21 protein-coding genes are annotated in these 24756 nt (G+C 65.2%); 14 read left to right on the plus strand and 7 right to left on the minus strand.

The features are described 5' to 3' along the window. The first annotated feature begins 28 nt into the window (after window positions 1-28). From ACFJI2_RS01805 to ACFJI2_RS01820, 4 genes are all read left to right on the plus strand, one after another. On the plus strand, window positions 29-1267 hold the full coding sequence (locus tag ACFJI2_RS01805) for a Zn-dependent hydrolase (protein ID WP_377703503.1): 1239 nt from the start codon (window positions 29-31) through the stop codon (window positions 1265-1267). 193 nt (window positions 1268-1460) lie between these two features. After that, window positions 1461-2771, plus strand: coding sequence for a paraquat-inducible protein A (locus ACFJI2_RS01810; protein ID WP_377705781.1), 1311 nt, complete (start codon window positions 1461-1463; stop codon window positions 2769-2771). After that, the gene (locus tag ACFJI2_RS01815; protein ID WP_377703504.1) at window positions 2764-4377 is read left to right on the plus strand and encodes an intermembrane transport protein PqiB; all 1614 of its coding nucleotides are present in this window, start codon (window positions 2764-2766) and stop codon (window positions 4375-4377) included. The genes ACFJI2_RS01810 and ACFJI2_RS01815 overlap by 8 nt, the downstream gene beginning before the upstream one ends. Beyond that, window positions 4377-5102, plus strand: coding sequence for a membrane integrity-associated transporter subunit PqiC (locus ACFJI2_RS01820; protein ID WP_377705782.1), 726 nt, complete (start codon window positions 4377-4379; stop codon window positions 5100-5102). Before ACFJI2_RS01815 ends, ACFJI2_RS01820 begins: the two co-directional genes overlap by 1 nt. Before the next feature lie 31 nt (window positions 5103-5133). Here the strand turns inward: ACFJI2_RS01820 and ACFJI2_RS01825 are convergent, their stop codons facing one another. Continuing rightward, window positions 5134-5547 (minus strand): TerB family tellurite resistance protein, encoded by a 414-nt coding sequence (locus ACFJI2_RS01825; RefSeq protein ID WP_377703505.1) that lies wholly within the window; start codon window positions 5545-5547, stop codon window positions 5134-5136. 23 nt (window positions 5548-5570) lie between these two features. Further along, window positions 5571-6533 (minus strand): TerC family protein, encoded by a 963-nt coding sequence (locus tag ACFJI2_RS01830; protein ID WP_377703506.1) that lies wholly within the window; start codon window positions 6531-6533, stop codon window positions 5571-5573. A 102-nt stretch (window positions 6534-6635) separates the two neighbouring features. Here ACFJI2_RS01830 and ACFJI2_RS01835 point away from each other — a divergent pair, with 102 nt between their 5' ends. Next, window positions 6636-7535, plus strand: coding sequence for a LysR family transcriptional regulator (locus tag ACFJI2_RS01835; RefSeq protein ID WP_377703508.1), 900 nt, complete (start codon window positions 6636-6638; stop codon window positions 7533-7535). Here ACFJI2_RS01835 and ACFJI2_RS01840 read toward each other — a convergent pair. Beyond that, complete coding sequence (locus tag ACFJI2_RS01840; RefSeq protein WP_377703509.1) at window positions 7514-8437, minus strand: LysR substrate-binding domain-containing protein; 924 nt, start codon at window positions 8435-8437, stop codon at window positions 7514-7516. The two genes, ACFJI2_RS01835 and ACFJI2_RS01840, sit on opposite strands and share 22 nt — an antisense overlap. A 91-nt stretch (window positions 8438-8528) precedes the next feature. On the opposite strand from ACFJI2_RS01840, the gene ACFJI2_RS01845 reads away from it, so the two are divergent. Then, window positions 8529-9269, plus strand: coding sequence for a sulfite exporter TauE/SafE family protein (locus ACFJI2_RS01845; protein ID WP_377703510.1), 741 nt, complete (start codon window positions 8529-8531; stop codon window positions 9267-9269). Between the two features lie 104 nt (window positions 9270-9373). Here ACFJI2_RS01845 and ACFJI2_RS01850 read toward each other — a convergent pair whose 3' ends face one another. Then, window positions 9374-10282: a LysR family transcriptional regulator gene (locus ACFJI2_RS01850; RefSeq protein WP_377703512.1), complete on the minus strand. Its 909-nt coding sequence runs from the start codon at window positions 10280-10282 to the stop codon at window positions 9374-9376. A gap of 96 nt (window positions 10283-10378) precedes the next feature. Between ACFJI2_RS01850 and ACFJI2_RS01855 the strand changes: the two genes are divergently transcribed. Beyond that, complete coding sequence (locus ACFJI2_RS01855; protein ID WP_377703513.1) at window positions 10379-11086, plus strand: histidine phosphatase family protein; 708 nt, start codon at window positions 10379-10381, stop codon at window positions 11084-11086. A 111-nt stretch (window positions 11087-11197) separates the two neighbouring features. On the opposite strand, the gene ACFJI2_RS01860 is transcribed toward ACFJI2_RS01855, so the two are convergent. Further along, a complete protein-coding gene (locus ACFJI2_RS01860; RefSeq protein WP_107876251.1) occupies window positions 11198-11944 on the minus strand; it encodes a FadR/GntR family transcriptional regulator in 747 nt (248 codons plus the stop codon). Window positions 11945-12136: 192 nt separating this feature from the next. Between ACFJI2_RS01860 and ACFJI2_RS01865 the strand changes: the two genes are divergently transcribed. The 7 genes from ACFJI2_RS01865 to ACFJI2_RS01895 all read left to right on the plus strand — a co-directional run bounded on the left by ACFJI2_RS01865 (window position 12137) and on the right by ACFJI2_RS01895 (window position 21449). Further along, entirely contained in the window at window positions 12137-14842 is a 2706-nt protein-coding gene (locus tag ACFJI2_RS01865; protein ID WP_377703514.1) for a TonB-dependent receptor domain-containing protein, read from the plus strand. Window positions 14843-14923: 81 nt separating this feature from the next. After that, window positions 14924-16078, plus strand: coding sequence for a mandelate racemase family protein (locus ACFJI2_RS01870; RefSeq protein ID WP_377703515.1), 1155 nt, complete (start codon window positions 14924-14926; stop codon window positions 16076-16078). Window positions 16079-16087: 9 nt separating this feature from the next. After that, window positions 16088-17719 carry an ABC transporter substrate-binding protein gene (locus ACFJI2_RS01875; protein ID WP_377703516.1) on the plus strand — a complete coding sequence of 544 codons (1632 nt, stop codon included), beginning with the start codon at window positions 16088-16090 and terminating at the stop codon, window positions 17717-17719. Between the two features lie 33 nt (window positions 17720-17752). Continuing rightward, window positions 17753-18775, plus strand: a complete 1023-nt coding sequence (locus tag ACFJI2_RS01880) for an ABC transporter permease (protein WP_132136675.1) — start codon at window positions 17753-17755, stop codon at window positions 18773-18775. Beyond that, window positions 18775-19830 carry an ABC transporter permease gene (locus ACFJI2_RS01885; protein ID WP_377703517.1) on the plus strand — a complete coding sequence of 352 codons (1056 nt, stop codon included), beginning with the start codon at window positions 18775-18777 and terminating at the stop codon, window positions 19828-19830. Before ACFJI2_RS01880 ends, ACFJI2_RS01885 begins: the two co-directional genes overlap by 1 nt. Before the next feature lie 11 nt (window positions 19831-19841). After that, complete coding sequence (locus tag ACFJI2_RS01890) at window positions 19842-20693, plus strand: ABC transporter ATP-binding protein (RefSeq protein WP_377703518.1); 852 nt, start codon at window positions 19842-19844, stop codon at window positions 20691-20693. Between the two features lie 12 nt (window positions 20694-20705). Next, complete coding sequence (locus tag ACFJI2_RS01895) at window positions 20706-21449, plus strand: ABC transporter ATP-binding protein (protein WP_377703519.1); 744 nt, start codon at window positions 20706-20708, stop codon at window positions 21447-21449. Window positions 21450-21456: 7 nt separating this feature from the next. On the opposite strand, the gene ACFJI2_RS01900 is transcribed toward ACFJI2_RS01895, so the two are convergent. Together ACFJI2_RS01900 and ACFJI2_RS01905 are read right to left on the minus strand one after the other, a co-directional pair. Beyond that, on the minus strand, window positions 21457-22767 hold the full coding sequence (locus ACFJI2_RS01900; protein ID WP_377703520.1) for an McrC family protein: 1311 nt from the start codon (window positions 22765-22767) through the stop codon (window positions 21457-21459). Then, window positions 22760-24643 (minus strand): McrB family protein, encoded by a 1884-nt coding sequence (locus ACFJI2_RS01905; RefSeq protein WP_377703521.1) that lies wholly within the window; start codon window positions 24641-24643, stop codon window positions 22760-22762. The genes ACFJI2_RS01900 and ACFJI2_RS01905 overlap by 8 nt, the downstream gene beginning before the upstream one ends. Window positions 24644-24756: the final 113 nt, after the last annotated feature.

Consider the following 24756-nt stretch of genomic DNA (forward strand, 5'->3'; position numbering starts at 1 on the left):
GCACGACAAAGCAAAGAAGGAGATCGATATGAACGAGTTACGCATCAACGGCGACCGCCTATGGGCCTCGCTGATGGAACTGGCCAAGATCGGCGCCACCGAAAAAGGCGGCGTCAAGCGCCTGACCCTGACCGACCTGGACAAGCAGGGCCGCGACCTGGTGGTCGGCTGGGCCAAGGAGGCCGGCATGAGCATCACCATCGACCAGATCGGCAACGTCTTCATGCGGCGCGACGGCACCAACAACGCGCTGCCGCCCATCATGACCGGCAGCCATATCGACACCCAGCCCACCGGCGGCAAGTTCGACGGCAACTACGGCGTGCTGGCCGGCATAGAAGTGGTGCGCACGCTGAACGACCATGGCGTCAAGACCGAAGCACCGATCGAAGTGGCCTTCTGGACCAACGAGGAAGGCTCGCGCTTCGTGCCCGTGATGATGGGTTCCGGCGTATTCTGCGGCGCCTTCACGCTGGAACACGCCTACGCCGCCAGGGACACCGAGGGCAAGACCGTCGGTGAAGAACTGGAGCGCATCGGCTACAAGGGCGACCAGGTGCCCGGCCAGCACCCCATCGGCGCCTACTTCGAAACCCATATCGAACAAGGCCCGGTGCTGGAGGACGAGGACAAGGTGATCGGCGTGGTGCCCGCGGTGATGGGCCTGTCCTGGTACGACTGCACCGTCACCGGCATGGAGGCGCACGCCGGCCCCACGCCCATGCACCTGCGGAAGGACGCCATGCAGGTGTCCACCCGCATCATCCAGGAAGTGGTCTCGATAGCAAACCGCTATCCGCCCTACGGCCGGGGCACAGTAGGGATGATGCAGGTTTTTCCCAATAGCCGGAATGTTATTCCCGGCGAGGTGAAATTCAGCATAGATTTGCGTAACGTGAACGACGAACTGCTCAACACCATGCACGAGGAAATGCTGGCCTTTATCGACAGGACGCGCAGCGAAACTGGCCTCGGCATCAAGATCGAGCGGGTTTCGTATTATCCGCCGTGCCCCTTCCACCCGGATTGCGTGGACGCGGTGCGCAGCGCCACGGCCAGGCTGGGCTACTCCACCATGGACGTGGTATCCGGCGCCGGGCATGACGCCATCTATGCCGCGCGCGTGGCGCCGGCCGGCATGATTTTCGTGCCGTGCAAGGATGGCATCAGCCACAATGAGATCGAGGATGCCAAGGCTGAACACCTCGAAGCCGGTTGCAACGTGCTGCTGCACGCCATGCTGGAGCGGGCAAAAGCCATGCAATGACGATCCGCGCCCGCCGCTGCGCTGGCGCCATCTCCGGCGCGGCATGGTGACGCCCGCCGAGTTCATTGCGCTCGCCGAGGAAACCGGCGGTATCATTCCGCTTGGCAGCTGGCGCCATTGCGCAGGCGTCGCTCGCGACTTTTCACGTATGATGCAGGCTGGCCCACGCGAATAAAGACCAGTGCAAGAATACCTGCATCGAAATGACCTGATCAGCTGCCATGACTGCGGCGTGCTGCATCGCCGGCGACCGCTCGCGCCGCGCGAGAAGGCGCGCTGCGTGCGCTGCGGGTCGGTGCTGTACCGGGGCGCGCCTCCCAGCCTGGACCGCATCGCCGCCATCACGTTGGGCGCCATCATCGTTTTCCTGATTGCCCAATTCTTCCCCATCGTCGAACTGGAGGTGAACGGCTACACGACCAGCGCCACGCTGCTGGGCGCCATTCGCGTACTGTGGCACGAGCAGATGCAGGTGGTGGCCGTGAACGTGCTGCTGTTTACCATCGTTTTCCCGGCCATCGAACTGGGCGCGCTGCTGTACGTGACGCTGGCGCTGCGCGCCGGCTACCAACCGCCCGGCTTCCACCGCCTGCTGCGCGCCGTGCGCAAGGCGCGCCAGTGGGGTATGACCGAGGTGCTGATGATAGGCATCCTGATCACCATCATCAAGATGACCAGCCTGGCGCAGGTGGTCCCGCAGCCGGGATTGTTCGCGTTCGGCGCGCTGACGCTGCTGCTGACAGTGGTGGTGTCTTTCGACCCGCGCGCGCTGTGGCTGGCAGGCGACCGGCTGGTGGCCTCCGCGCCGGGCGGCGCCGGGGTGCCGGCGGCGGCATCGGCAGCGGCGCCGCGGCCGATGCGCTATACGGCGCTGGCCAAGGGTGTGCATCCGCTGGCCTGCCATGCGTGCGGACTGGTGGCTGCCGACATCGGCGCTCACGCGCGTGGGCAGCGCCAGCATTGCGCGCGCTGCGGCAGCACTTTGCACCGCCGCCAGCCCGACAGCATCGCCCGCACCTGGGCGCTGCTGCTGGGCGCGGCCATCCTCTACATTCCCGCCAACCTGCTGCCTGTGATGTACACGCATTCCCTGTTCGGCAAGGAAGACGACACCATCATCAGCGGCGTGGTGTACTTCTGGACCAGCGGCTCGCCCGCGCTGGCCGCCATCATTTTCATCGCCAGCATCGTGGTGCCGGTGGCCAAGCTCGGGGCGCTGGCGCTGCTGGCGTTCACGTCGCAGCGCGGCTCGCGCTGGCGGCCGCGCCAGCGCACGGTGCTGTACCGGCTGGTGGAATTTGTGGGCCGCTGGTCCATGCTCGATATTTTCGTCATCACGCTCACCGTGGCGCTGGTGCGTTTCAGTTCGCTGGCAGTGATCACTGCAGGGCCGGGCGCGCTGGCGTTCTGCGCGGTGGTGGTGCTGACCATGCTCGCGTCCATGCAATTCGATCCCCGCCTGATCTGGGACCCTGTACAGAAATCTGGAGAGAACCATGCCTGAACAAGAAGGCGAATATCCCGTCCTGCCCGAACCGCAAGTGGAGAAGGGCAGCCGCTGGCTGCCCTCGCTGGTGTGGCTGGTGCCGCTGCTGGCCGCGCTGATCGGCCTGGGCCTGGTGGCCAAGTCGGTGCTGGACCAGGGACCGGTGGTGGAGGTGAGTTTCCGCAGCGGCGACGGCCTGGAGGCCGGCAAGACCAAGGTGAAGTACAAGGACGTGGACATCGGCATTGTGCGCAGCATCGCGCTGCACCCGGACTTGTCCAAGGTGCTGGTGACGATAGAGATGAGCAAGGACGCCAAGCGCTTCACGGCGGCCGATACCCGCTTCTGGGTGGTGCGGCCGCGCGTGGGCGCGTCCGGCGTGTCCGGGCTGGGCACGTTGCTGTCGGGCGCTTACATCGGCGTGGATGCGGGCAAGGGCGCCCTGGGCAGCGAGAAGTTTACGGGGCTGGAGCGCGCACCCCCGGTCACGGTGGACCAGAAGGGCAGCATGTACACACTGCACGCCGAGAGCCTGGGGTCCATCGATATCGGTTCGCCGGTGTTTTACCGCCGCATCCAGGTGGGGCAGGTGATCGACTTCGCGCTTGAGCCGAAAGGCACGGGCGTGACGATGCGCGTATTTGTGAATGCGCCTTATGACCAGCATGTAGGCAGGAACACGCGCTGGTGGCACGCCAGCGGCGTCGACCTGCGGCTGGACTCGTCCGGTTTCAAGCTCAATACGCAGTCGCTGGCGGCCTTGCTGGTGGGCGGCATCGCGTTTGAATCGATGAGCGGCCACAAGCCGGATGCGGTGGCGCCGTCCGGCTCGGAATTCCTGCTGGCCGAAGACCAGGCCAGCGCCATGCGCGAGCCGGACGGCCAGCCGATATCGAGCGTGTTCTACTTCGACCAGTCACTGCGCGGCCTGCAGCCCGGGGCCACGGTGGACTTCCGTGGCATCGTGCTGGGTGAAGTGCGCTCGGTGGGTGTGGAGTTCGATCCGAAGAAGAAGAGCTTCCGCATGCCGGTGACGGTGGACCTGTATCCGGCGCGGCTGGGCAAGCGCTTCCAGCAGTCACTGGCGGCGGACCCGGAAGGCAAGGCCGGCTCCGAAGTGCTCGAGCGCATGGTGAGCCGCGGCTTGCGCGCGCAACTGCGCACCGGGAACCTGTTGACCGGGCAGCTGTATATCGCGCTGGACTTCTTCCCGAATTCGCCGGCGGTGAAGCTGGACGTGGACGCCTTCCCGCTCGAGATACCGACCATCCCGAACAGCCTGGAAGAGTTGCAGACGCAGATCGCCAGCATCGCCCGCAAGCTGGATCAGGTGCCGTTCGCCGAGGTCGGCAACAACCTGAACGCTACGCTGAAGAACGCCAATGCGCTGTTCAAGCAGCTCGACGCGCAAGTAGTGCCGGAGATGAAGGACACGCTGGGCGCGGCCAGGCAGACCTTCGGCACGGCCGAGCTACTGCTGCAAAAGGATTCACCGGTGCAGTCCGATTTGCGCGAGGCGCTGCAGCAATTGACGCAGACGCTGCAATCGCTGAACGCGCTGTCGGATTATCTGGAACGCCATCCGGAGTCGCTGATCCGGGGCAAGCAAGGAGACAAGAAATGATGCAATCTTTCCGCGACCGCGCGCGCCGCGCGCCCCTGGCTGCCGTGCTGGCTTCCTCGCTTGCCGCTGCGCTGCTGGCCGGCTGCGCCAGCTCGCTGCCGGCGGAGCGCTTCTACAGCCTGACTGCCGGGGCCGTGCCTTCAGCCGCGCGAGCCGCCGATGGGGGCGCCGCTCCGGCACAGGCGCCGCTCTACATCGAGCTGCAGGCCGTCACCGTGCCGCAGCAAGTGAGCCGCAACCAGCTGGTGGTGACGCGTGGCGCGGGCAGGGTGGAGCTGCTGGAGCAGGAGCGCTGGGCGGCGCCGCTGGCGTCGGAAATCGGCCAGGCCTTGTCGCTTGGCGTGACGTCTGAACTGGGCGCCATCGACGTGTTCCGCACGCCGACGCCGGAGCAGGCCACGGTCTACCGCGTCAGCACCAATGTGCAGCGCTTTGAGTCCGTGCCAGGCCAGTACGCGCTGGTGGACGCCGTGTGGAGCGTGCGCGGGATCGGCAGCAACAGCGGCAGCAGCAAGGTGCTCACCTGCCGCAGCATGGCCGAGGAAAGAGTGGCGCCGGGTTACGACGCACTGGTGGCCGGCCATCGCCGCGCCGTGGCGCGCATCGCCGCCGACATTTCGCAGGCGATCCGCGTGCAGGCCAGCGCCGCGCCAGCCGCCGGTGCGGCCGCCTGCCCGGCTGCCGCTCAATCCACTGCTCAATCCGCCGCGCGAACCGGCGCCTGAACCGGCGCCCAAGCTGCGCCTGAGGCCAGCCTTACGGCGCCAGATCCGGCTCCGTGATGAAGCGCGCCTCGGCCGCCCACACCACGCAGGCGCGGGCAAGCAGCTTGGCTTCGCCATCCGCCAGCACGCCGTCGGCGTCGGCGATATTCCACATGGCGCGCAGCAGCTCGCGGCGCAGTTCTGAGTCGGTGATATCGGCCAGCAGCAGGTCCGTGGTGTCCGGATCGAGCTCCACGTAGTCGTTCTTCACATTGCTGGCCAGCAGGTCATAGCACAGCTCCTGCACCAGGTCATGGAAGCTGTCCATGTCGATATCGATATGCTCCAGCAGGCGCGAACGTTCCAGTGCGCGCAATTCGGACGGCGCCATGTGGCCGTCCACCACCATGGCCAGGGCCAGGATACGGCCAGCCGCGCTGGCACTATTGGGTTGGTAATGTCGCATTGTGCTACTCCTTCTTTGTCAGGTTAGTTGGTACTCTTGCGGGTGGCATACAGGCTGGCCAGCACGCTGCCAGCGATCAGCGTCGCCACCACGGCCAGCGAGATATGCACCGGCATATGGAACCAGGGCATGATCAGCATCTTCGCGCCGATGAAGATCAGCACCAGCGCCAGGCCGTACTTGAGCAGATGGAACCGGCCCGCGATATCGGCCAACAGGAAATACAGCGCCCGCAAGCCCAGGATGGCGAACATGTTCGACGTGAACACGATGAACGGGTCCGACGTGATGGCGAAGATGGCCGGAATCGAATCGACCGCGAACACCAGGTCGGTCGCTTCAATCAGGATCAGCACCAGGAACAGCGGCGTTACATAGCGCAGGCCATCCTTGAAGACGAAGAATTTCTCGCCGTGGTCCCCGTCCGCCACGCGCAGATGGCGCCGCGCCAGACGCAGCACGGGGTTCTTCTGCAGGTCCGGCTCATGGTCCGCCGCCACCATCATGCGGATACCGGTGACGGCCAGGAAGGCGCCGAACACATACAGCATCCAGCTGAACTCACTCACCACCCAGGCGCCGGCCATGATCATCACGGCGCGCATGACGATGGCGCCCAGCACGCCGTAAATCAGCACGCGGCGCTGATACTCGGGCTTCACATGGAAGGATGAGAAAATCAGCAGAAAGATGAAGATGTTATCGACCGACAGCGCCTTTTCGATCAGGTAGCCCGACAGGAATTCCAGTCCCTTGCGCTCGGCGATCTCCGGCCCCACGGTCCCGCGCAAATACCACCACAGGCCGGCATTGAACAGCAGCGCAAGCGAGAACCAGATCACTGACCAGGTGCCCGCTTCGCGCACGGTCACCTTGTGCGCCTTGTCGCCGCCGAAGACATACAGGTCGAGTGCCAGCATCGCCAGCACGAAAACGACGAAGCCGGCCCACATGGGCGCCGTCGCAAACTGCTCCAGGCCGTTCATATCCACCTCCTTGTAGAGAGGCCATGGTAAGCAATCGAATCACATCGAACAATTCGAATATACTTGGACAATACATCGAAAAAGCGGACGTATTGCCTGGCCATGACAACGCTTAACTTCAAGCATCTGCGCTACTTCTGGATGGTGGCGCGCACCGGCAGCATCGCCAAGGCGGCGGAGCAGCTGCACCTGACGCCGCAATCCATCTCCGGCCAGTTGAGCGAGTTTGCCGACACGCTGGGGGTGGAACTGTTCCACCGCGCAGGACGGCGGCTGGTGCTGACGGATACCGGGCAGCGCATGCTGCACCACGCCGAGGAGATATTCCGCTCCGGCGACGAGCTGCTGGAAGTGGTGCGCGACCAGGCCGGCGCAGCCACCGCCACGTTCCGCGTCGGCGTCTCCGATTCCGTCTCCAAGGCCATCGCCTGCGAGCTGGTGGCGCCCGCGCTGTCGGTGCCGTCGCCGACACGGCTGATTTGCCGCGAGGGGCGCATGGAAGCCTTGCTGGCCGACCTGGCCGTGCACAAGCTGGACCTCATCATCGCCGACCGTGCCATGCCCAGCCACCTGCATGTGCGCGGATACAGCCACCTGCTGGGCGAAAGCCAGCTGCAGGTGCTGGCCGCTCCGGCACTGGCCGCAGGCTTGCAAGGCGCCTTCCCCGGCTGCCTGAACCACGCGCCGCTGCTGCTGCCGGGCGAAGACTTCGCGGTACGCCCCAAGCTGATGCAGTGGCTGCAGGAGCATGTCGCGCATCCCCACGTGGTGGGCGAGTTCGACGACAGCGCCATGATCAAGGCCTTCGGGCAGTCCGGTGCGGGCTTGTTCTTCGTTCCGGCCGCCATCGCGGGCCGCGTGTGCCAGCAGTATGGCGTGTCCGTGGTGGGCAGCATCCCCACGCTGCGCGAGCGCGTGTACGGCATCACCACCGAGCGTCGCATCAGCCACCCGATCACGCAAGCGATCAGCCAGGCCGCTCAGCGCACCTTGTCCGTCTGACCTGCGGCGCTCGGCTGCAGCGCGTCCACCAGTTCGCGCGCATAGCCGGGCAGGTCGGCATAGTGGCGCACGCAGATCAGCAATTTGCGGACGGCCCACTGGTCGGTGAGCTGAACGTGGCGAATGTCCATCACGTCGCGCGAGCGCAGCACGGCGGATTCGGGCAGCACGGCCAGGCCCGCGCCGCTGGCGGCCATGCGGCAGACGGCGTCCAGGCTGCGCAGGCGCACGCGGTAGATCAGGCGCTTGCCCAGCCGCGCGGCGTGGCCCGCGATGTATTTGTGCAGCGCGCTGTCGCCCGCCAGGCCGATGAAATCGTAGCCCAGCGCGTCGGCGAAGGCCATGCTGCGCTTGCGTTTCAGCCGGGCCGCCAGCGGGTGCTGCGGGGACATGGCCAGTACCAGCCGGTCGTCGCGGAAGGGGAAGGTTTCCAGGCCGGTGCTGTCCACCGAATCCGCGATCACGCCGATGTCGGCCAGGCCGTCTTTGATGGCTTGCACGATGTCGTAGCTGAGCCTTTCTTCGAGGTCGATGTTCACCTGCGGGTGCGCGGCCATGAAGCCGGCCAGCGCGTCGGGCAGGAACTCGGCCAGCGCGGAGGTGTTGCACAGTACCCGCACATGGCCTTTCAGGCCGGACGCGTATTCGCCCAGGTCGGCGCGCATCTTTTCCATTTGCTGCGTGATCATGCGTGCGTGGTGCAGCAGCGTGCGGCCCGCTTCGGTGGTCTCCACGCCGCGCCGGCCGCGTTCCAGCAGCGGCACGCCCAGCATCTCCTCCATGCCGCGTATGCGCGCGCTGGCCGATGCCAGCGCCAGGTGCGACTGTTCGGCGCCGGAAGTGATGCTGCCGCTTTCGGCCACATGCAGGAACAGCCGCAGGTCGGTGAGGTCAAATCGCATTGCATTCCTTGTTCTGCCTTCGGAACAGCCGTAGGCTCACTGAGTATATTCCACATTCCCTCCGCCGGTTCGCCGTGCCAGACTGTGGACTATGGAAAATATCATCTACATCACCGTGGTGTTCCTGCTTGCGGGAATGGTTAAGGGCGTTACCGGCATGGGGCTGCCGACGGTGGCGGTGGCGCTGCTCAGCCTTGTGATGACGCCGGTGCAGGCGGCGGCCTTGCTGATTGTGCCTTCGCTTTTGACGAATGTCTGGCAGCTGCTGTCTGGATCGCCTGTGTATCCGTTGTGGCAGCGCCTGTGGCCGATGATGGCCGGGATCTGCGTGGGGACCGGTGCCGGCACGCTGGTCGGCGGCGCGCTGGCTTTCGATGCGAAGATGGCCAGCGGGGCGCTGGGTTTGGCGCTGGTGGCGTATGCGGCCATGGGGCTGTTGTCGGTGCGCTGGCGTTTGCGCGGCAGCGAGGGGACGATGTCGCCTGCGGTGGGGGCGATTACCGGCGCCATCACGGCGGCCACCGGCGTGTTCGTGATACCGGCCGTGCCTTATCTGCAGGCGCTGGAGCTGGAGAAGGATGAGCTGGTACAGGCCATGGGGCTGGCGTTCACGGTGTCCACCGTGGCGCTGGCGGTGTCGCTGGCGGCCCGTGGGGCGTGGCAGCCGGAGGCGGCGGGGATGTCCTTCGTGGCGCAGCTGCCGGCGGTGGCGGGCATGCTGCTGGGGCAGCGCTTGCGCAGCCGCATGGCGCCGGCCTTGTTCCGCAAATGCTTCCTGTTTGCGCTGCTGTTGCTGGGCATGCACCTGGCGCTGGATGCAGCGTGGCACTGAACGTGGCGGCGCCGGCGGGTTACGGTGCTGCGCACCTAACCCGCCCTACGCATCCACCTCGAATCACGTAGGGCGGGTTAGGCGGAGCCGTAACCCGCCGTGCGTCACGGCAGGGCGCTGAGCACCTCGGCGATCTGCTCGCGCAGCCAGCGGTTGGCCGGGTCGCTGTCGACGTTGGCGTGCCAGTACAGCTGGTTGTCGATGTGCGCCAGCTCCAGCGGCAGCGCCAGCAGCTGGTGGCCGAACTGCTGGTTCAGCACCTGGCCGTAGCGCTCGGGCATGGTCAGCAGCAAATCGGTCTGGCTCACCACCGTGCAGGCCGTGTAGTAGTGCTGGCAGCGCATGCGGATGCGGCGCTGCAGGCCGCGCCGGCTCAGTTCCACGTCTTCCAGGCTAGGCCCGCTGCGGCGCGAACTCACCTGGATATGCTCCTGCCGCAGATACATCTCCAGGTCCAGCGCTTGCTGCACTTGCGGATGCCCGGCGCGCACCAGCACCACCGTCTGGTCGGACGGCAGTCGCATCTGGCGGATATCCTTGGACAGCGGCAGCAGCAGGTCGATCGCCGCGTCGACGCTGCCCGCCGCCAGCTCGCCTTCCAGGTCTCCCCGCGCCACGCGCAGCGCGTTCACGCCCACCGACGGCGCGGCCACGGCAATGCGGGCCATCAGCGGCGGCAGGATGGTGGGTTCCACCACGTCCCGCATGGCGAGCGTGAAGGTGCGCTCGCTGGTGGCGGGGTCGAAGCGCTCGGCCCCGCTCAGGGTCACCTCGAAACCGCGCAGCGCTTGCCGCACCGGTTCGATGATGCTGCGCGCCAGCGGCGTGGGCACCATCACGTGGCCCTGGCGCTCGAACAGCGCATCGTTTAGCAATTGCCGCAGGCGCGCCAGCGCATGGCTGACGGCCGGCTGCGTGAGATTCATCTTCAGGCTGGCGCGCGTCAGGCTGCCTTCCGTGTAGATAGCGTCGAACACGACGAACAGGTTCAGGTCGACCTTGGATATATGCATGATCTTTATTCGGATGCATTAAAACTATTCATTTGATGAATTCTACATCGGGCGCTAAGCTTTGCTTTATTCTTTTTGTTACACGGAGACCGCGCGATGGGACAAATTTATCTGGTGCGCCACGGCCAAGCCTCGTTCGGGTCCGCCAACTACGACCAGCTGTCGCCGCTGGGGTTTGAGCAGGCGCGCCTGCTGGGGCAATGGTTCGCCAATAGCCGCCAGATTTTCCAGCGCGTGGTGTGCGGCGGCATGGCGCGCCACCGGCAAACGGCGGATACCTGCCTGTCCGAACTGGCCAGGACGCTGCTGGCCGACACGGAGTGGCTCACCGACCCCGGTTTTGCGGAGTTCAACCACGTGGAAGTGCTGGTGCAGCACTGTCCCGAGTTTTCGTCGCCGGAGGAATTCAAGGCCTACGTGGCGCGCCAGCCGGACCCGAAGCACGCCTTCGAGCACATTTTCGTCGCGGCCATGCAGCGCTGGATGGGGGGAGAGCACGACGCCGACTACACGGAAACGTGGAAAGCATTCCAGGCGCGCTGCGTGGCCGCGTTGGCGCGCCTTACCGAGCAGGGCGCCGAGTCCGAAACCACCGTGGTGTTCACTTCCGGCGGCACGATCTCGGCGATCTGCCAGCACCTGCTGGACCTGCCCAACCACAAAACGCTGGAATTGAACTGGTCCATCGCCAACTGCTCGCTGACCAAACTGCAGCACCGTCCGGGCAAGACCAGCCTGAACTACCTGAACAATTACGCCCACCTGGAGTGGCTGGGCGAGGCCAATAGCGTCACTTACCGTTAGTTTTTCGCAACAAAGGCGGCATATGGACCGCCTTTTTTGGCCTCAGCCTGTCAGACGTCTGACGGGCTGAGGCCAAAAAAAGGCCCGCTACGACGCTGCCGGGCGGAGTGCTCAGGCCTTGTTGGCCGCTTCGTATTGTTCGTGCGCGCGACGCAGGCGTTCGCGGCTGTTGCTGAGGTGCGTGCGCATGGCGGCGCGCGCGGATTCCGGATCCTGCCGCGCCACGGCGCTGTAGATGTCCTCATGCTCGCGCCGCACCCGTTCCAGATAAACCTCGGGGGCGTCGCGCGGGATGTGGGCGGAAGTCTGCCGTGCGCGCGGCAGCAGTTCCTGGTTGATGTGGCTGAGCACATCGTGCAGATAGGTGTTGTTGGCCGCCTGTGCGATGGCCAGGTGGTACTGGGTGTCTGCCGTGGCGGTTTCGCCGCCGCTGTTGCAGCGCGCCAGGAAGGCATCGAGCGCGGCGCGGATGCGCGCCAGCTGTGGCTCGCTGCGCCGGCTGGCCGCCAGGCCTGCGGCCTCGGTTTCAAGGCTGATGCGCAGTTCCAGGATGGACAGCACATCCTCTTTGGTCATCGCATTTTTCACGCTCAGGCCCATGTGCTGCGGCGTGCGGCCCAGCACAAATGTGCCCACGCCCTGGCGTGTTTCCACCATGCCGGCCGCCTGCATGTGCGAGATCGCCTCGCGCACTACCGAGCGGCTCACGCCCAGCGCGCGGATGATTTCCGCCTCCGACGGCACCTTCTCTCCCGGCGCGATACGGCCGTCCTTGATCAGGTCCGCAACATAGCTGACAACGCCGTGCGCCAGCGAGCGTGATTTGGCGGGGGCGGGGGTAGGGTGGCTTGAATCCATGGATGGGCTGGGTCGCAAAACACAAGTTGCGTTTTCTAAAAGTGATGATTATACTTGTTTCCAAGTTGTCAGACGACAGATGACTTGGGGCCGGTAATACCAGCGTCACGGCGAGACAAAAAGGACAGCGCGGCAACGCATGATCCTCCGCCGACGTGAAGAAGAAAATTCTTACACCATGGAGGAGACACCATGCAGTACCGTACCCGCATTTCGCCGCGCCGGCTGGCCCGCACATCCATCGCCCTGGCAGTCCTGACCCTGGCCGGGCAGGCCGCCGCGCAGCAGGCCGATGCCGGCGCCGCGCCGATGCAGAAGGTTGAAGTCACCGGTTCCACCATCAAGCGCGTGGCCAGCGAAATGGCGCTACCGGTCACCACCGTCAAGGCCGACGAATTCGCCAACGCCGCCCTGACCACGGTGGCCGACGTGGTGACCGCCATGCCGGTGGCTTCCACCAACGTGCCGTCCGCCGCCGGCGCCGGCACCAACATGAATATGCGCGGCATCGGCATCAACCGCACGCTGGTGCTGCTCAACGGCCGGCGCATGGTGAACGAGCCGCTCAGCAACGGTTTCGTCAACGTCGACATGATACCGATGAGCGCCCTGAACCGCGTGGAAGTGCTGCGCGACGGCGCTTCCTCCACCTATGGCACCGACGCCATCGGCGGCGTGGTCAACTTCATCACCAAGCGCACCTACAAGGGCCTGAACGTCACGGCGCAGGGCGTGGTGCCGGAAGCGTCCGGCGGCGGCCGCGAACATCGCCTGAGCATCCTGGGCGGCATCGGCGACCTGGAAACGGACGGCTGGAACATCTACGCCACGGTGGACACGCACAAGCGCACCGCGCTGAGCGCCAATGACCGTCCCGACCTGACCAGCCCCGAACGGCTGGCCGAACTGGGCATCGCGCCGCGCGCGGCCACGGGCAGCTACGCGCAGCCGGCCAATATCTTCTCGCCCAGCACCGGCATCACCGGCAACCCTTACTTCGCCAGCGGCTGCACGCCGCCGTACTCCACGCCGGCGCTGCGCAACACCTGCATCCAGAACGCCAACTACTACGTGCTGGCGCTGCCCGCCAACTCGCAGACCACCTTCTTCACCAAGGGCAGCCTGAAGCTGTCCGAAGACCACTTGCTGACGGCCGAACTGCTGTACGCGAAAGAGCACATCACCACGCAGCGCGCGCCCAGCACCACGGTGGGCTTCAACGGCGCCGTGGCGCAGATCACGCCGAGCAGCCCGTACTATCCGGGCGGGACGGCGGGCGTTCCGGCCATCCCCGGCCTGAACGGCTCCACGCTGAACGTGTCGTGGAGCGTGGCCGAACTGGGGCCGGCCATTGCGCGCGACCAGCAGCAGGCCACGCGCCTGGTGGTGGCCGACGAAGGTCGCGTCGGCAAGTGGGACTATCGCCTGGGCTTCATCTACGGCGCCGGCGAGCGCGACTCCTGGTTCCGCCAGGGTTATGTGAACGGCCTGAAGCTGCAGGCCGGCGTGCGCAACGGCATCCTCAACCCCTTCGGCACGCAGAGCGCGGCCGGCCTGGCCTACCTGAAGGACATCTCGGCCGACGGTGGCCAGATCCGGCACACCACCAATCTCTACACCGGCGTGGACCTGACCGTCACGCGCGAACTGATGCAGCTGGGCGGCGGCGCGCTGACGCTGGCCACCGGTGCCGAGTTCCACCACGACGGCAACAAGGACCGTGCGCTGGACGGCGTGATCGACGTGCCCTACCAGAACCGCCTGCCCAGCTACGCCGCCGGGCACCGCAACATCAGCGCCCTGTTCGTGGAAACCGACCTGCCGGTGACCAAGGAGCTGGACTTCAACATCGCCGCGCGCGCCGACAGCTATTCGGACTTCGGCAACACCGTCAATCCGAAGGCCAGCTTCCGCTACCAGCCCGCGAAGAACCTGATGTTCCGCGGCTCGGCCAGCACCGGCTTCCGCGCACCGACGCTGTTCGACCGTTATGGCTACCGCCTGCCGGGCGCCACCGCGCTGACCACCAGCCGCTGGGATGACCCGCTGCTGTGCCCCGGCAAGCCCGGCCTGGCCGGCACAGGCAAGGCGGTGGCCGGCGCCAATCCGCTCATCGTGTGCAACGCGCTGCTGCCGGTGCAGCAGGGCAGCAACCCGGACGTGCTGCCCGAGAAGTCGCGCAGCCTGACGCTGGGCGTGGTGGTCGAGCCGATGCGCAACATGATGCTGTCGCTGGACTACTACAACATCCACTTCCGCAACAGCATCGGCCAGCTGCCGCAGAACGCCATCTTCACCAACCCCGCCAAGTATGCGGACCTGTTCGTGCGCAATGCGGACGGCTCGCTGGCCTATGTGAAGAACACCGTGATGAACCTGGGCGACCTGCGCACCAGCGGCGTGGACGTCGGCTTCAGCTACGCCTTCCCGCGCCAGCCGGTGGGTGACTTCAAGATCGGCCTGGATGGCACCTATGTTAACCAGTTCGAGAACCAGAACGAGAAGGACGGCGTGTGGATCTCCAACCTGGGCCGCTTCGGTTCTGTCGGTTCGGGCAACGTGAGCGCCAGCCCCACCTACACCTTCCGCTGGAAGCACACGCTGCGCCTGTCGTGGGCCAAGGGCGATTGGTTCTCGCAGCTGACGCAGAATTTCAATACCGGCTACCACGACCTGAACAACGTGGCGCCGGAATACTTCCGCGACATCAAGCCGTACTCGGTGTGGAACCTGACGGCGTCGTACAAGGGCTTCCAGCACATCACGCTGACGGCGGGCGTGAGCAACCTGTTCGATACGGATCCGCCTGTCACCAATTCGAATTCCACCGCCTACGCCAACAACATCGCCAGCCCGATCGGGCGCGCGTTCAACGCAAGGCTCAGCTACGAGTTTTAAGGCCGGCCCCGGCCCGTTTTGGCGGGCGCCGTGCCAGAAGCGCGGCGCCCACCCTTTTTTGAACCAAATCCGAGACAGCACATGAAAATCGAACGAGTACAAGGAACCGTGTTCCACTATCTGACCAGCCGCAGCGTCGATAGCGCGGGGCACTCGCATCCCGGCCCTGAAAAGCGCGCCAACATGGCCATGATCACCATAACCGCCGACGACGGCAGCAAGGGCTACGCCTTCGGCCCGCCGGAAGTGGTGCGCCCGCACATCCTGGAAGCGTTTGCGCGCAAGGTGCTGATCGGGCAGGACCCGTTCGACCGCGAACGCCTGTGGCAGGACCTGGTGCACTGGCAGCGCGGCAGCGCCGGCCAGCTCACCGACCGCGCGCTGGCCGTCATCGAGCAGGCGCTGTGGGACCTCGCCGGGCGCGCGCTGAACACGCCGGTGTACAAGCTGCTGGGCGCTTACCGCGACAAGGTGCCGGCCTACGGCAGCACCATGTGCGGCGACGAACTCAAAGGCGGCCTGTCCACGCCGGACGAATACGCGGCCTTCGCCGTCAAGCTGGTGGAGCGCGGCTACAAGGCCATCAAGCTGCACACCTGGATGCCGCCGGTGTCCTTCGCGCCCAGCGTGGCCATGGACATCAAGGCCTGCGCGGCGGTGCGCGAAGCGGTCGGTCCGGACGTGGCGCTGATGCTGGACGGGTATCATTGGTACAGCCGCAGCGACGCGCTTACCATCGGCCGCGCGCTGGAGCGGCTCAACTTCGCCTGGTTCGAGGAGATGATGAACGAGCAAAGCATAGCGTCGTACGCCTGGCTGGCCAACCAGCTCGACATTCCCATCGTCGGACCGGAGTCCATCTCGGGCAAGCACCACAGCCGCGCCGACTGGGTGCAGGCCGGCGCCTGCGACATCCTGCGCGCCGGCGTGCCGGGCGTGGGCGGGATCACGCCCACCATGAAGGTGGCGGCGCTGGCGGACGCCTTCGGCATGAACTGCGAAGTGCACGGCAACGGCGCGGCCAACCTGGCCGTCACCGCCGCCATCAAGAACTGCGAATGGTACGAACGCGGCCTGCTGCATCCATTCCTCGACTACGACGTGCCGCCGGCCTACCTGCGCAGCCTGCCGGATGCGATGGACGCGGACGGCTATGTGCACCTGTCGCAGCAGCCGGGCCTGGGCGAAGACATCGACTTCGACTACATCGCGGCCAGCACCGTGGAATCCTACTAAGGCGCGGCCATGAAACGTGCAATCCAAGGTGCCCGTTCCCGTGCCCGCGCGTGCGCGCTGGCTGGGGCGCTGGCTGCGGCGCTGGCGCTGCCGTGCGCCCAGGCGCTGGCCGATACGCCGCGCGACCAGCTGGTGATCGGCATGAACATGAACAACCTGCTGTCGCTGGACCCGGCCGGCGCCACCGGCAACGACGTGCTGGGCGTGGTGGCCAATCTGTACGACTACCTGGTGGAGCTGGACCCGCATGACCTGAGCGTGGTGCGCCCCGCGTTGGCCGAGCGCTGGGAGATCGCGCCGGACGGCATGAGCATCACGCTCACGCTGCGCGGCGACGCGCGCTTCCAGTCCGGCCGCGCGCTGACGGCGGCCGACGCGGCCTGGTCGCTGCAGCGTGTGCTCAAGCTGAACCTGGCCATGGCCTCGCCGTGGAAAAGCTACGGCTTCAGCGCGGGCAACGCCGAGCGCCTGATCCAGGCCGTGGATGCGCGCACCCTGCGCATCACGCTGCCCGAGCCCACCGACCCGAAGATGGTGCTGTACACGCTGGGCACATCGGTCAGCGCGGCCATCCTGGACCGGGACACGGTACTGTCGCACCAGAAGAACGGCGACCTGGGCGCGGGCTGGCTGCTCACGCACGCCGCCGGCTCCGGCCCCTACGCGCTCACCGAGTGGCGCGCCAAGGATGCCATGCTGCTGGACCGCTACGACGCCTACTGGCGCGGCCCGGCGAAGCTGCGCCGCGTGGTGATGCGGCATGTGCCCGAGTCCCTGTCGCTGCGCTTTATGATCTCGCGCGGCGACGTCGATCTGGCCGCAGGCATGGCCGGCCCGGACATCGAGGCGCTGCGGCACGACGCCAGTGCGGTGGTGCAGCCGGTGTTGCGCGGCACGTCGTACTACGTGGCCGTCAGCATGAAAGACACCAAGTTCGCCGACAAGCGCGTGCGCCTGGCGCTGCGCAAGCTGATCGACTACGACGGCATCAACAAGGCCATCATGCCGCACTACGGCGTGTCGCATCAGCGCCCGGTGATGATAGGCCTGGCGGCCACGCTGCCCGATCCCGGCTACAAGCTGGACGTGCCGGCCGCGAAACGGCTGCTGGCCGAGGCGGGCTACCCGGACGGCTTCCGCACCACCATCAAGGTGCTGTCCGATCCGCCCATGATCAATATCGCCACCGCGCTGCAGGGTACGCTGGCGCTGGCGGGCATCCAGGCCAGCATCCAGTCCGGCACCGGCAACCAGGTGTACGGCGCCATGCGCGACCGCAAGTTCGAGATCGTGGTGGGGCGGGGCGGCGGCGGCGTGGAGCCGCATCCGCACGCCAACCTGCGCGCTCTGGTCTACAACCCGGACAACCGCGACGCCGCCAAGCTGACCAACTTCCAGGGCTGGCGCACTTCCTTCCACAGCCCGGAGATCAACCGGCTGATCGAGCAGGCCGTGCGCGAGCGGGACCCGGAGGCGCAGAACGCCATGTACCGCGAAGTGCAGCAGCTATACGACAGCGAAGTGGGCGCGATCCAGCCCATCTCGCAGATGCTGGAGACCGTGGTGCTGAGCAAGCGGGTGCACAACTACGTGGGCCACCCGTCGGCCACCACCCACCTGCGGGACGTCTACAAAGACTAGGCGCCCGCCACCAAAGAACAACGGAGACAAGACATGAACGCTTTCTGGGCACGCGCCGGCACCATGCGGGCGCGCTTGCTAAGCACACTGGCCACGCTACTCGGCTTGCTGGTGCTGACCTTTTTCATCGGCAGGGTGATGCCGATCGATCCCGTGCTGTCCATCGTCGGGCCGGATGCCGACGCTTCCACCTACCGCGAGGCGGCGGCGCGCCTGGGCCTGGACCAGCCGCTGTGGGTGCAGTTCGGGCGCTACCTGGGCGAACTGGCGCATGGCAACCTGGGCACGTCTCTGCTGACCGGGAACCCCGTCAGCGCGGACATTGCGCGGGTATTCCCGGCCACGGTGGAACTGGCCACGCTGGCGATCGTGCTGGGTGTGCTGGCCGGCGTGCCGCTGGGCGTGTGGGCCGCCAGCCGGCGCGGCCGCCTGGTGGACCACGTGGTGCGCGTGATCAGCCTGGCGGGCCATTCCACGCCGGTGTTCTGGTTCGCCATGATGGGGCTGCTGGTGTTTTACGCCTGGCTGGGCTGGGCCGGCGGCTCCGGCCGTATTGCGCTGGCCTATGACGGCATGATTCCGCGCGTGACCGGACTGCTGCTGATCGACACGCTGCTGTCCGGCCACTGGGACGCGTTCGCCAACAGCGTCAAGCACATCCTGCTACCGTCCGCGATTCTGGGCCTGCACTCGATGGCCTACATCAGCCGCATGACGCGCAGCTTCATGCTGGCGCAGCTGTCGCAGGAATACATCCTCACGGCGCGCGTGAAAGGGCTGTCCGAAGCGGCCGTGATCTGGCGCCACGCCTTCCGCAACATCCTGGTGCAGCTGCTCACCATCGTTGCGCTGGCCTATGGCGGCCTGCTGGAAGGCGCGGTGCTGATCGAGACGGTGTTTGCCTGGCCGGGCTTCGGCCAGTACCTGACCAACAGCCTGCTGCTGGGCGACATGAATTCGGTGATGGGGTGCGTGCTGCTGGTCGGCGTCATCTTCGTCACGCTCAACCTCGTCTCGGACGCCCTGTACCAAGTCTTCGACCCACGGATGCACTGATGCTGACACCTACCATGCCTGTCGTTTCCAGCCACGGCCCGGCCCCCGGCGCCGAAACCGCCTCCGGCGTATCCGGCCTATCCGGTGTATCCGAGGTATCCGGCGACACCGGCGACACCGGCGACACCGGCGTACCCGGCGCGCCGTCTCGGCCATCTTCGCCGCCGTCGCCGCAACCTCCACCGCGCGCGGCAGCTCCCGCCACCGCCGGCTCGGCGCTGCGCGAATCGCTGCGGCGCGCGCTGCGCCACCTGCTGCTCAACCCCATGACGCTGGCCGGCCTGGTCGTGATCGTGCTGCTGATTGCGGTGGCCTGCTGCGCGCCCTGGATCGCTACCCACGACCCGCTGCGCCAGGACCTGGCCGCCACCTTGCAGGCACCCGGCGCCGCGCACTGGTTCGGCACCGACGAGTACGGCCGCGACACCTTCAGCCGCCTGGTGTACGGTGCCCGCACCACGCTGTATATTGTGGGCCTGGTCACTATCGTGGTCGGCCCGGTCGGCCTGGCGGTGGGCGCCACCTCCGGCTATTTCGGCGGCTGGGTGGACACGCTGTTCATGCGCATCACCGACATTTTCATCTCCTTCCCCAGCCTGGTGCTGGCGCTGGCCTTCGTGGCCGCGCTCGGGCCGGGGCTGGAGCATGCGGTCATTGCCATCGCACTCACCGCCTGGCCGCCCATCGCCCGCCTGGCGCGCGCCGAAACGCGCACCCTGCGCAAGGCCGACTTCGTGGCGGCCGTGCAACTGCAGGGCGCCTCGCCGCTGCGCATCCTGGTGCGGCACATTGCGCCGCTATGCCTGTCCTCGGTGCTGGTACGGCTGACCATGAACATGGCCGGCATCATCCTCACGGCGGCCGGCCTGGGCTTCCTCGGACTGGGCGCGCAGCCGCCATCGGCCGAGTGGGGCGCCATGATATCGGCCGGTCGCCGCTACATGATGGAGTGCTGGTGGCTGGTTGCCATGCCTGGCGCCGCCATCATGGTGGTCAGCCTGGCCTTCAACCTGCTGGGCGACGGCCTGCGCGACGTGTTCGATCCCCGCAGCTGAAAGGAACAAGGATGAAAACAGATACCAAGCTGGAAGTGGACGACCTGAGCGTGCGCTTTGCCACGCGCGACGGGCTGGTGGACGCTGTTCGCGGCGTGTCGTTCAAGCTGGGGCGGGAGAAGCTGGCCATCGTCGGTGAATCCGGTTCCGGCAAATCGACCGTGGGCCGGGCGCTGCTCAAGCTGCACCCGGCCAGCGCCCGCATCGATGCGCGCGCGCTGCGCTTCGGCGACACCGACTTGCTGCAGGCCAGCGAAAAGCAGATGCGCGCCATTCGCGGCCAGCGCATGTCGATGATCATGCAGGACCCCAAGTACTCGCTGAACCCCGTGATGAAAGTGGGGGACCAGATCGCCGAAGCCGTGCTGGCGCATGACAGCGGCCGGCGGCTGCCGCGCGCCGAGGTGCGCGAGCGCGTTATCGCCATGCTGGAGCAGGTCCGCATCCGCGACCCGCACAAGGTCTACGAGCGCTACCCGCATGAAGTCTCCGGCGGCATGGGCCAGCGCATCATGATCGCCATGATGCTGATCCCGAACCCCGAAGTGGTGATCGCCGACGAGCCGACATCGGCGCTGGACGTGTCGGTGCGCGCGCAGGTGCTGTCCGTGCTGGACGATCTGGTGGGCCAGCGCGACCTGGGCCTGATCTTCATCAGCCACGACCTGAACCTGGTGCGCCACTTCTGCGACCGCGTGCTGGTGATGTACGCCGGCCGCGTGGTCGAATCCATCGCGGCGGCGGAGCTGGACAATGCGCAGCATCCCTATACGCGGGGCTTGCTGGCCGCGCTGCCGAGCATCGACGTGCGGCGCCCGGTACTGCCGGTTCTGCAGCGCGATCCCAACTGGCTTACTCACTAGGAGTGTGACCGCATGATCACGGTAAATGAACTGGCGCTCAGCTTTGGCAGCGGCGCGCAGCGCAACAAGGTATTGAACGAAGTGGGCTTCTCGGTGGCGGAAGGGGAGGTGTTCGGGCTGGTGGGCGAATCCGGCTCGGGCAAGAGCACGGTGCTGCGCTGCCTGGCCGGGCTGTACTCGCACTGGGAAGGCGACATGCGCATCGCCGGCCAGCCGCTGGGACGCAAGATAGACCGCGAGCGCTGCCGCTTGATGCAGATGGTGTTCCAGGACCCTTACGGCTCGCTGCACCCGCGCCACACGGTAGACACGGCGCTCTCGGAGCCGTTGAAGATCCACAAGATGGACAACATAGGCGAGCGCGTGCGGCAGATGCTGCTGAAGGTGGGCCTGAACGACTCCTTCCGCTACCGCTATCCGCACCAGATGTCCGGCGGCCAGCGGCAGCGCGTCGCGATCGCGCGCGCCCTGATCCTCGAGCCGCGCATCCTGCTGCTGGACGAGCCCACTTCCGCGCTGGACGTGTCGGTGCAGGCCGAGATCCTCAACCTGCTGGTCGAACTGCGCGCCCGCGACGGCCTGACCTACATCCTCGTGACGCACGACCTGGGCGTGGTAGTCCACCTGTGCGACCGCGTGGCGGTGATGCAGCAGGGCCGCATCGTCGATACGCTGGACAGCGCCCTGCTCAGCAGCGGCGGCGCCACCCACCCCTACACCCGCAGCCTGGTCGAGGCAACCCGGATGGCGGCTTGATGCGCGCCTAGGCGGCGGCTTGGCCGGCGATATCCCGCAGGAGTGCGCCGATGGCCGGGTTGCCGTCGTCGCAAAGGTCAAAGGGCACGGTCTCGAGCATTAGGCCGGGACCGAGAGTGAAGGTGGGGAGTGGTGACGAAAATCCCCGCCAGTGGGGATAGATCAGGACGAGCTTGCCCGCGCCAGACAGATACTTGTGGCCATACGCGAACAGCTGATACATGTCAGCCTGGCTTATGCCCGCCTTGGGATCTGGGTCACCGTTGTCGTATCGTGTGTCCTGGTCGATGAGCTTCCATTTTGTGTCCAGGATGGCCAGCAGGCGGCTGCCTTGGTAGAGGGCCAGGTCCGGCTTCAGCAGGAATGCAGCCGGCGAGTCGGACAAGCAGCGGTTGGCCAGCTGGGTCTTCAGGTGCAGACCATGGGCTTGGGCCTGCTTGCTTAGCACGACGGCTACATACTTCTCAAACAGCGTCTCCATCGGGAACAGGAAAGAGATGCCGTGATGCTGGTCCTTCAGCGTGTAGGGGCTTTGCCGGTTGAGTATGAGCCTGATCCAGGGCAGCACGGGGCGGTAATGCGCCATGTCCCGTGTATCCTGCCAGCGCGTGAAATCCAGCGCGAAATCTTGCGATACCGGGACCTGGTCCATTGCGCTACGCAGTTCGCGCGCCAGGCGCTGATTGCCGGGCGCCTTGCTCCACTTGCCGGCCAGGATGATCGCCGCATGCAGCAGCCTGTTCTCCGCGCGGTTGGCGGAATGGACGTCGTATTCGATCTGGAACAGGTGCTGCCGGCCCGGCGGCTGGCGCATTTGGCTGGACACCCGCAAGCGCCCGCGCAGGAATGGTTCCTCCGCCTCGATGCGCTCATAGTCGCGCCGCAGGCCGCGCCGTATCAAGGTAGCTGCCTGCTGAAGAAAGATCGATATCAGTGCTTCCGGCAGCGGCATGTTGCGCAGCATGAGCTGTGCTTCGGTACTGGCGAGAAAAGTCAGGTCCTCAACCACGCTCAGCATTTTCCACAGCAGCGCGCGGGTCTGCGCCACATCCTGGCCGTGTTCCGACGTTTTGGGCAGAATTTCGATCTGCGTGCCGTCCGGCGTGGTAAGCAGGCCGACGAAATTGACTACGCGCAGGGCCTTGATGCCGCGATAGGAGGCGACTTGGACAAAGCGGTGCTGCTTGTCGCTGGAGTAGGCATACCCCTCCAGGAGCGCCCAGGCCTGGGGATTTTGAAGCCAGCGTACCTGCAGGTCGTCTCGGCCGACATCCTGTTGGGTCAGCAGGCCGTATTCGCTCAGGCAAAGCTCATGCATTCGCGGCTTGCGCAAGCGGCGCCATCACGTGAAGCTCGTAGATCCGGATGTAGGTACTGGCCTGCTCGAGCTTTTCAGTGTCGCGCCAATAGACTTTCGTGGTTGTCTCGAAGCCCAGATCCTTGGTCTGCCTGACGGCATAGATGTCTGCCTTTCCCAGCACCTTGGCTATTTTGTCCCAGTCTTCGAAGAAGTACTCCTCTAGCAGCGGCAAGACCTTGTTCCTGAATATCTGCGCCAAATCCGCGATGGTTGAATTCTCGTTCAGGTGCATGAAAAAGGCGTGGCCGATTGTATGTTCGCGGTCGTACAGGTGCTCGATGCGATTGTTCATCGCCTCCAGCATCCGGCACAGGTCCACTCCAGCGACAGAGAACTTGAGCAGCTTCGGCTGGGGCATCATTTCGATAAAATCGAAGCGGCGGCGCAGCGCGGTGTCGATATGGGTCAGCGAACGGTCGGCTGTGTTCATGGTGCCGATCAGATACAGGTTGTCCGGCACGCCGAACGTGTCGTTCGAATAGGGCAGCTGCAACTGGATCTCGTCGCTGGCACCTATGCGTTTGCTGGCCTCGATAAGCGTGATGAGTTCTCCAAAGATGCGTGAGGTATTCCCCCGGTTGATTTCGTCTATCACCAGTACATACGGCTTGCCGGTGCGGTACACGGGTTCGTCCGCGCTTGCGATGCGGGCCTTTTTGTCTTCATACGCGACATCGCCCCCGTCATTGTTATCGCTTTGAGCTTCTTTCAGGTCATCGTATTGTCGCTCCTTGAAGTCTAGAAGGCCCGAGATCATTGCCCAGTAAGCTGTGCGATTGCCCTGCTTGATTACGCCACTGATACCAGTTTCCAGATTCGTGATCGCCTTCAGCTTTTCGCGGCTAGGATAGGCCTCGTAGAGCTTCTGCATGCGATTGACGCCCATCGGATGGCTTATGTCGCTGCCGTGATGGGCTATATTCATCGTGCCCTGCTCTGAAACGTGCGTGATCCGCAGGGCTCTGCCGGTGGATGAGGTCAGCGGATAGGGCAAATTGGCTTTGACCGTCTTGATAAATTCCTGATACAAGATTGGGAAGCTAACGTCGCTGGCGCTGGTCCAGACGATTTTGTCAAACAGCGCCGACGTCGCCATCTGCTTGAAGATGCCGTCTTTGTTCCGGTAGCTGAGATTGTTGCCGCTTACGTCGGCCCGGACACCTTCTACAAAGTCTTCGTAGCTGAAGCTTTGGTGGAAGGTGACGAATGCGACGCGGCCCTCCTTTCTGAGCTTGTCGAAGCGTCGCTTTTGCTCTTCGTGGCTGCCCTCGGGCTTATCTGTTCCTTCAATAACGCGCAAGGTCTCCACTACCGTGTTGAAGGTTTTTCCCGTACCCGGAGGACCATACAAAATGCGATTCAGTGCGATGACAGGCGACTGCTTGATCGTGCTCATGGAATGTCCTGATGCGGATGCGTTGAGGCCAAGTTCGGCCAAATTCATGGAGAACGCCGGCCGCAGAAGAGCAGTTTCGAACTCGGCGTAGTCCTTTGTCGGAATCTCCCAGATTGTCGAGTATCCCTGCGGTTTCCATGCCTGGCTGCCTGGGACAGCAGTGGATAGCAATGGTTGATCAGCAATACTCTTGATGATGTCGTACTGTCGTATCCACCACTTGGCAAGGCCGTGACGTTCTGCAGGGGCGGGCTCAGGTACGTTGGTTGAGAATTTCCCCAGGAGGATGACTTTGCCGTTTCTCACCAGGTAAAAGTAGTCGCCCTGGCGGATCTCCGCAAAACTCTGGCCTTGGCCCTGGCCTTTCTTGTCGTCCGGCGCCCAGCCTTGGGCTACGTACTGGCGCTGCGTGAGCCACGCATGATCCAGATCACTCATTGCACCGCTTTTACCGTGCGATACCTTCCAAACTCTCGGAGTTTTGTTCATAGTCAATTCAATTGCATGGGTAATTTCTATTATGCAATATCAGAGCATCTATTGGGAACCCA

Origin of the sequence: Pseudoduganella sp. UC29_71, from assembly GCF_042693265.1 — a bacterium.
GTDB lineage: Bacteria > Pseudomonadota > Gammaproteobacteria > Burkholderiales > Burkholderiaceae_D > Rugamonas.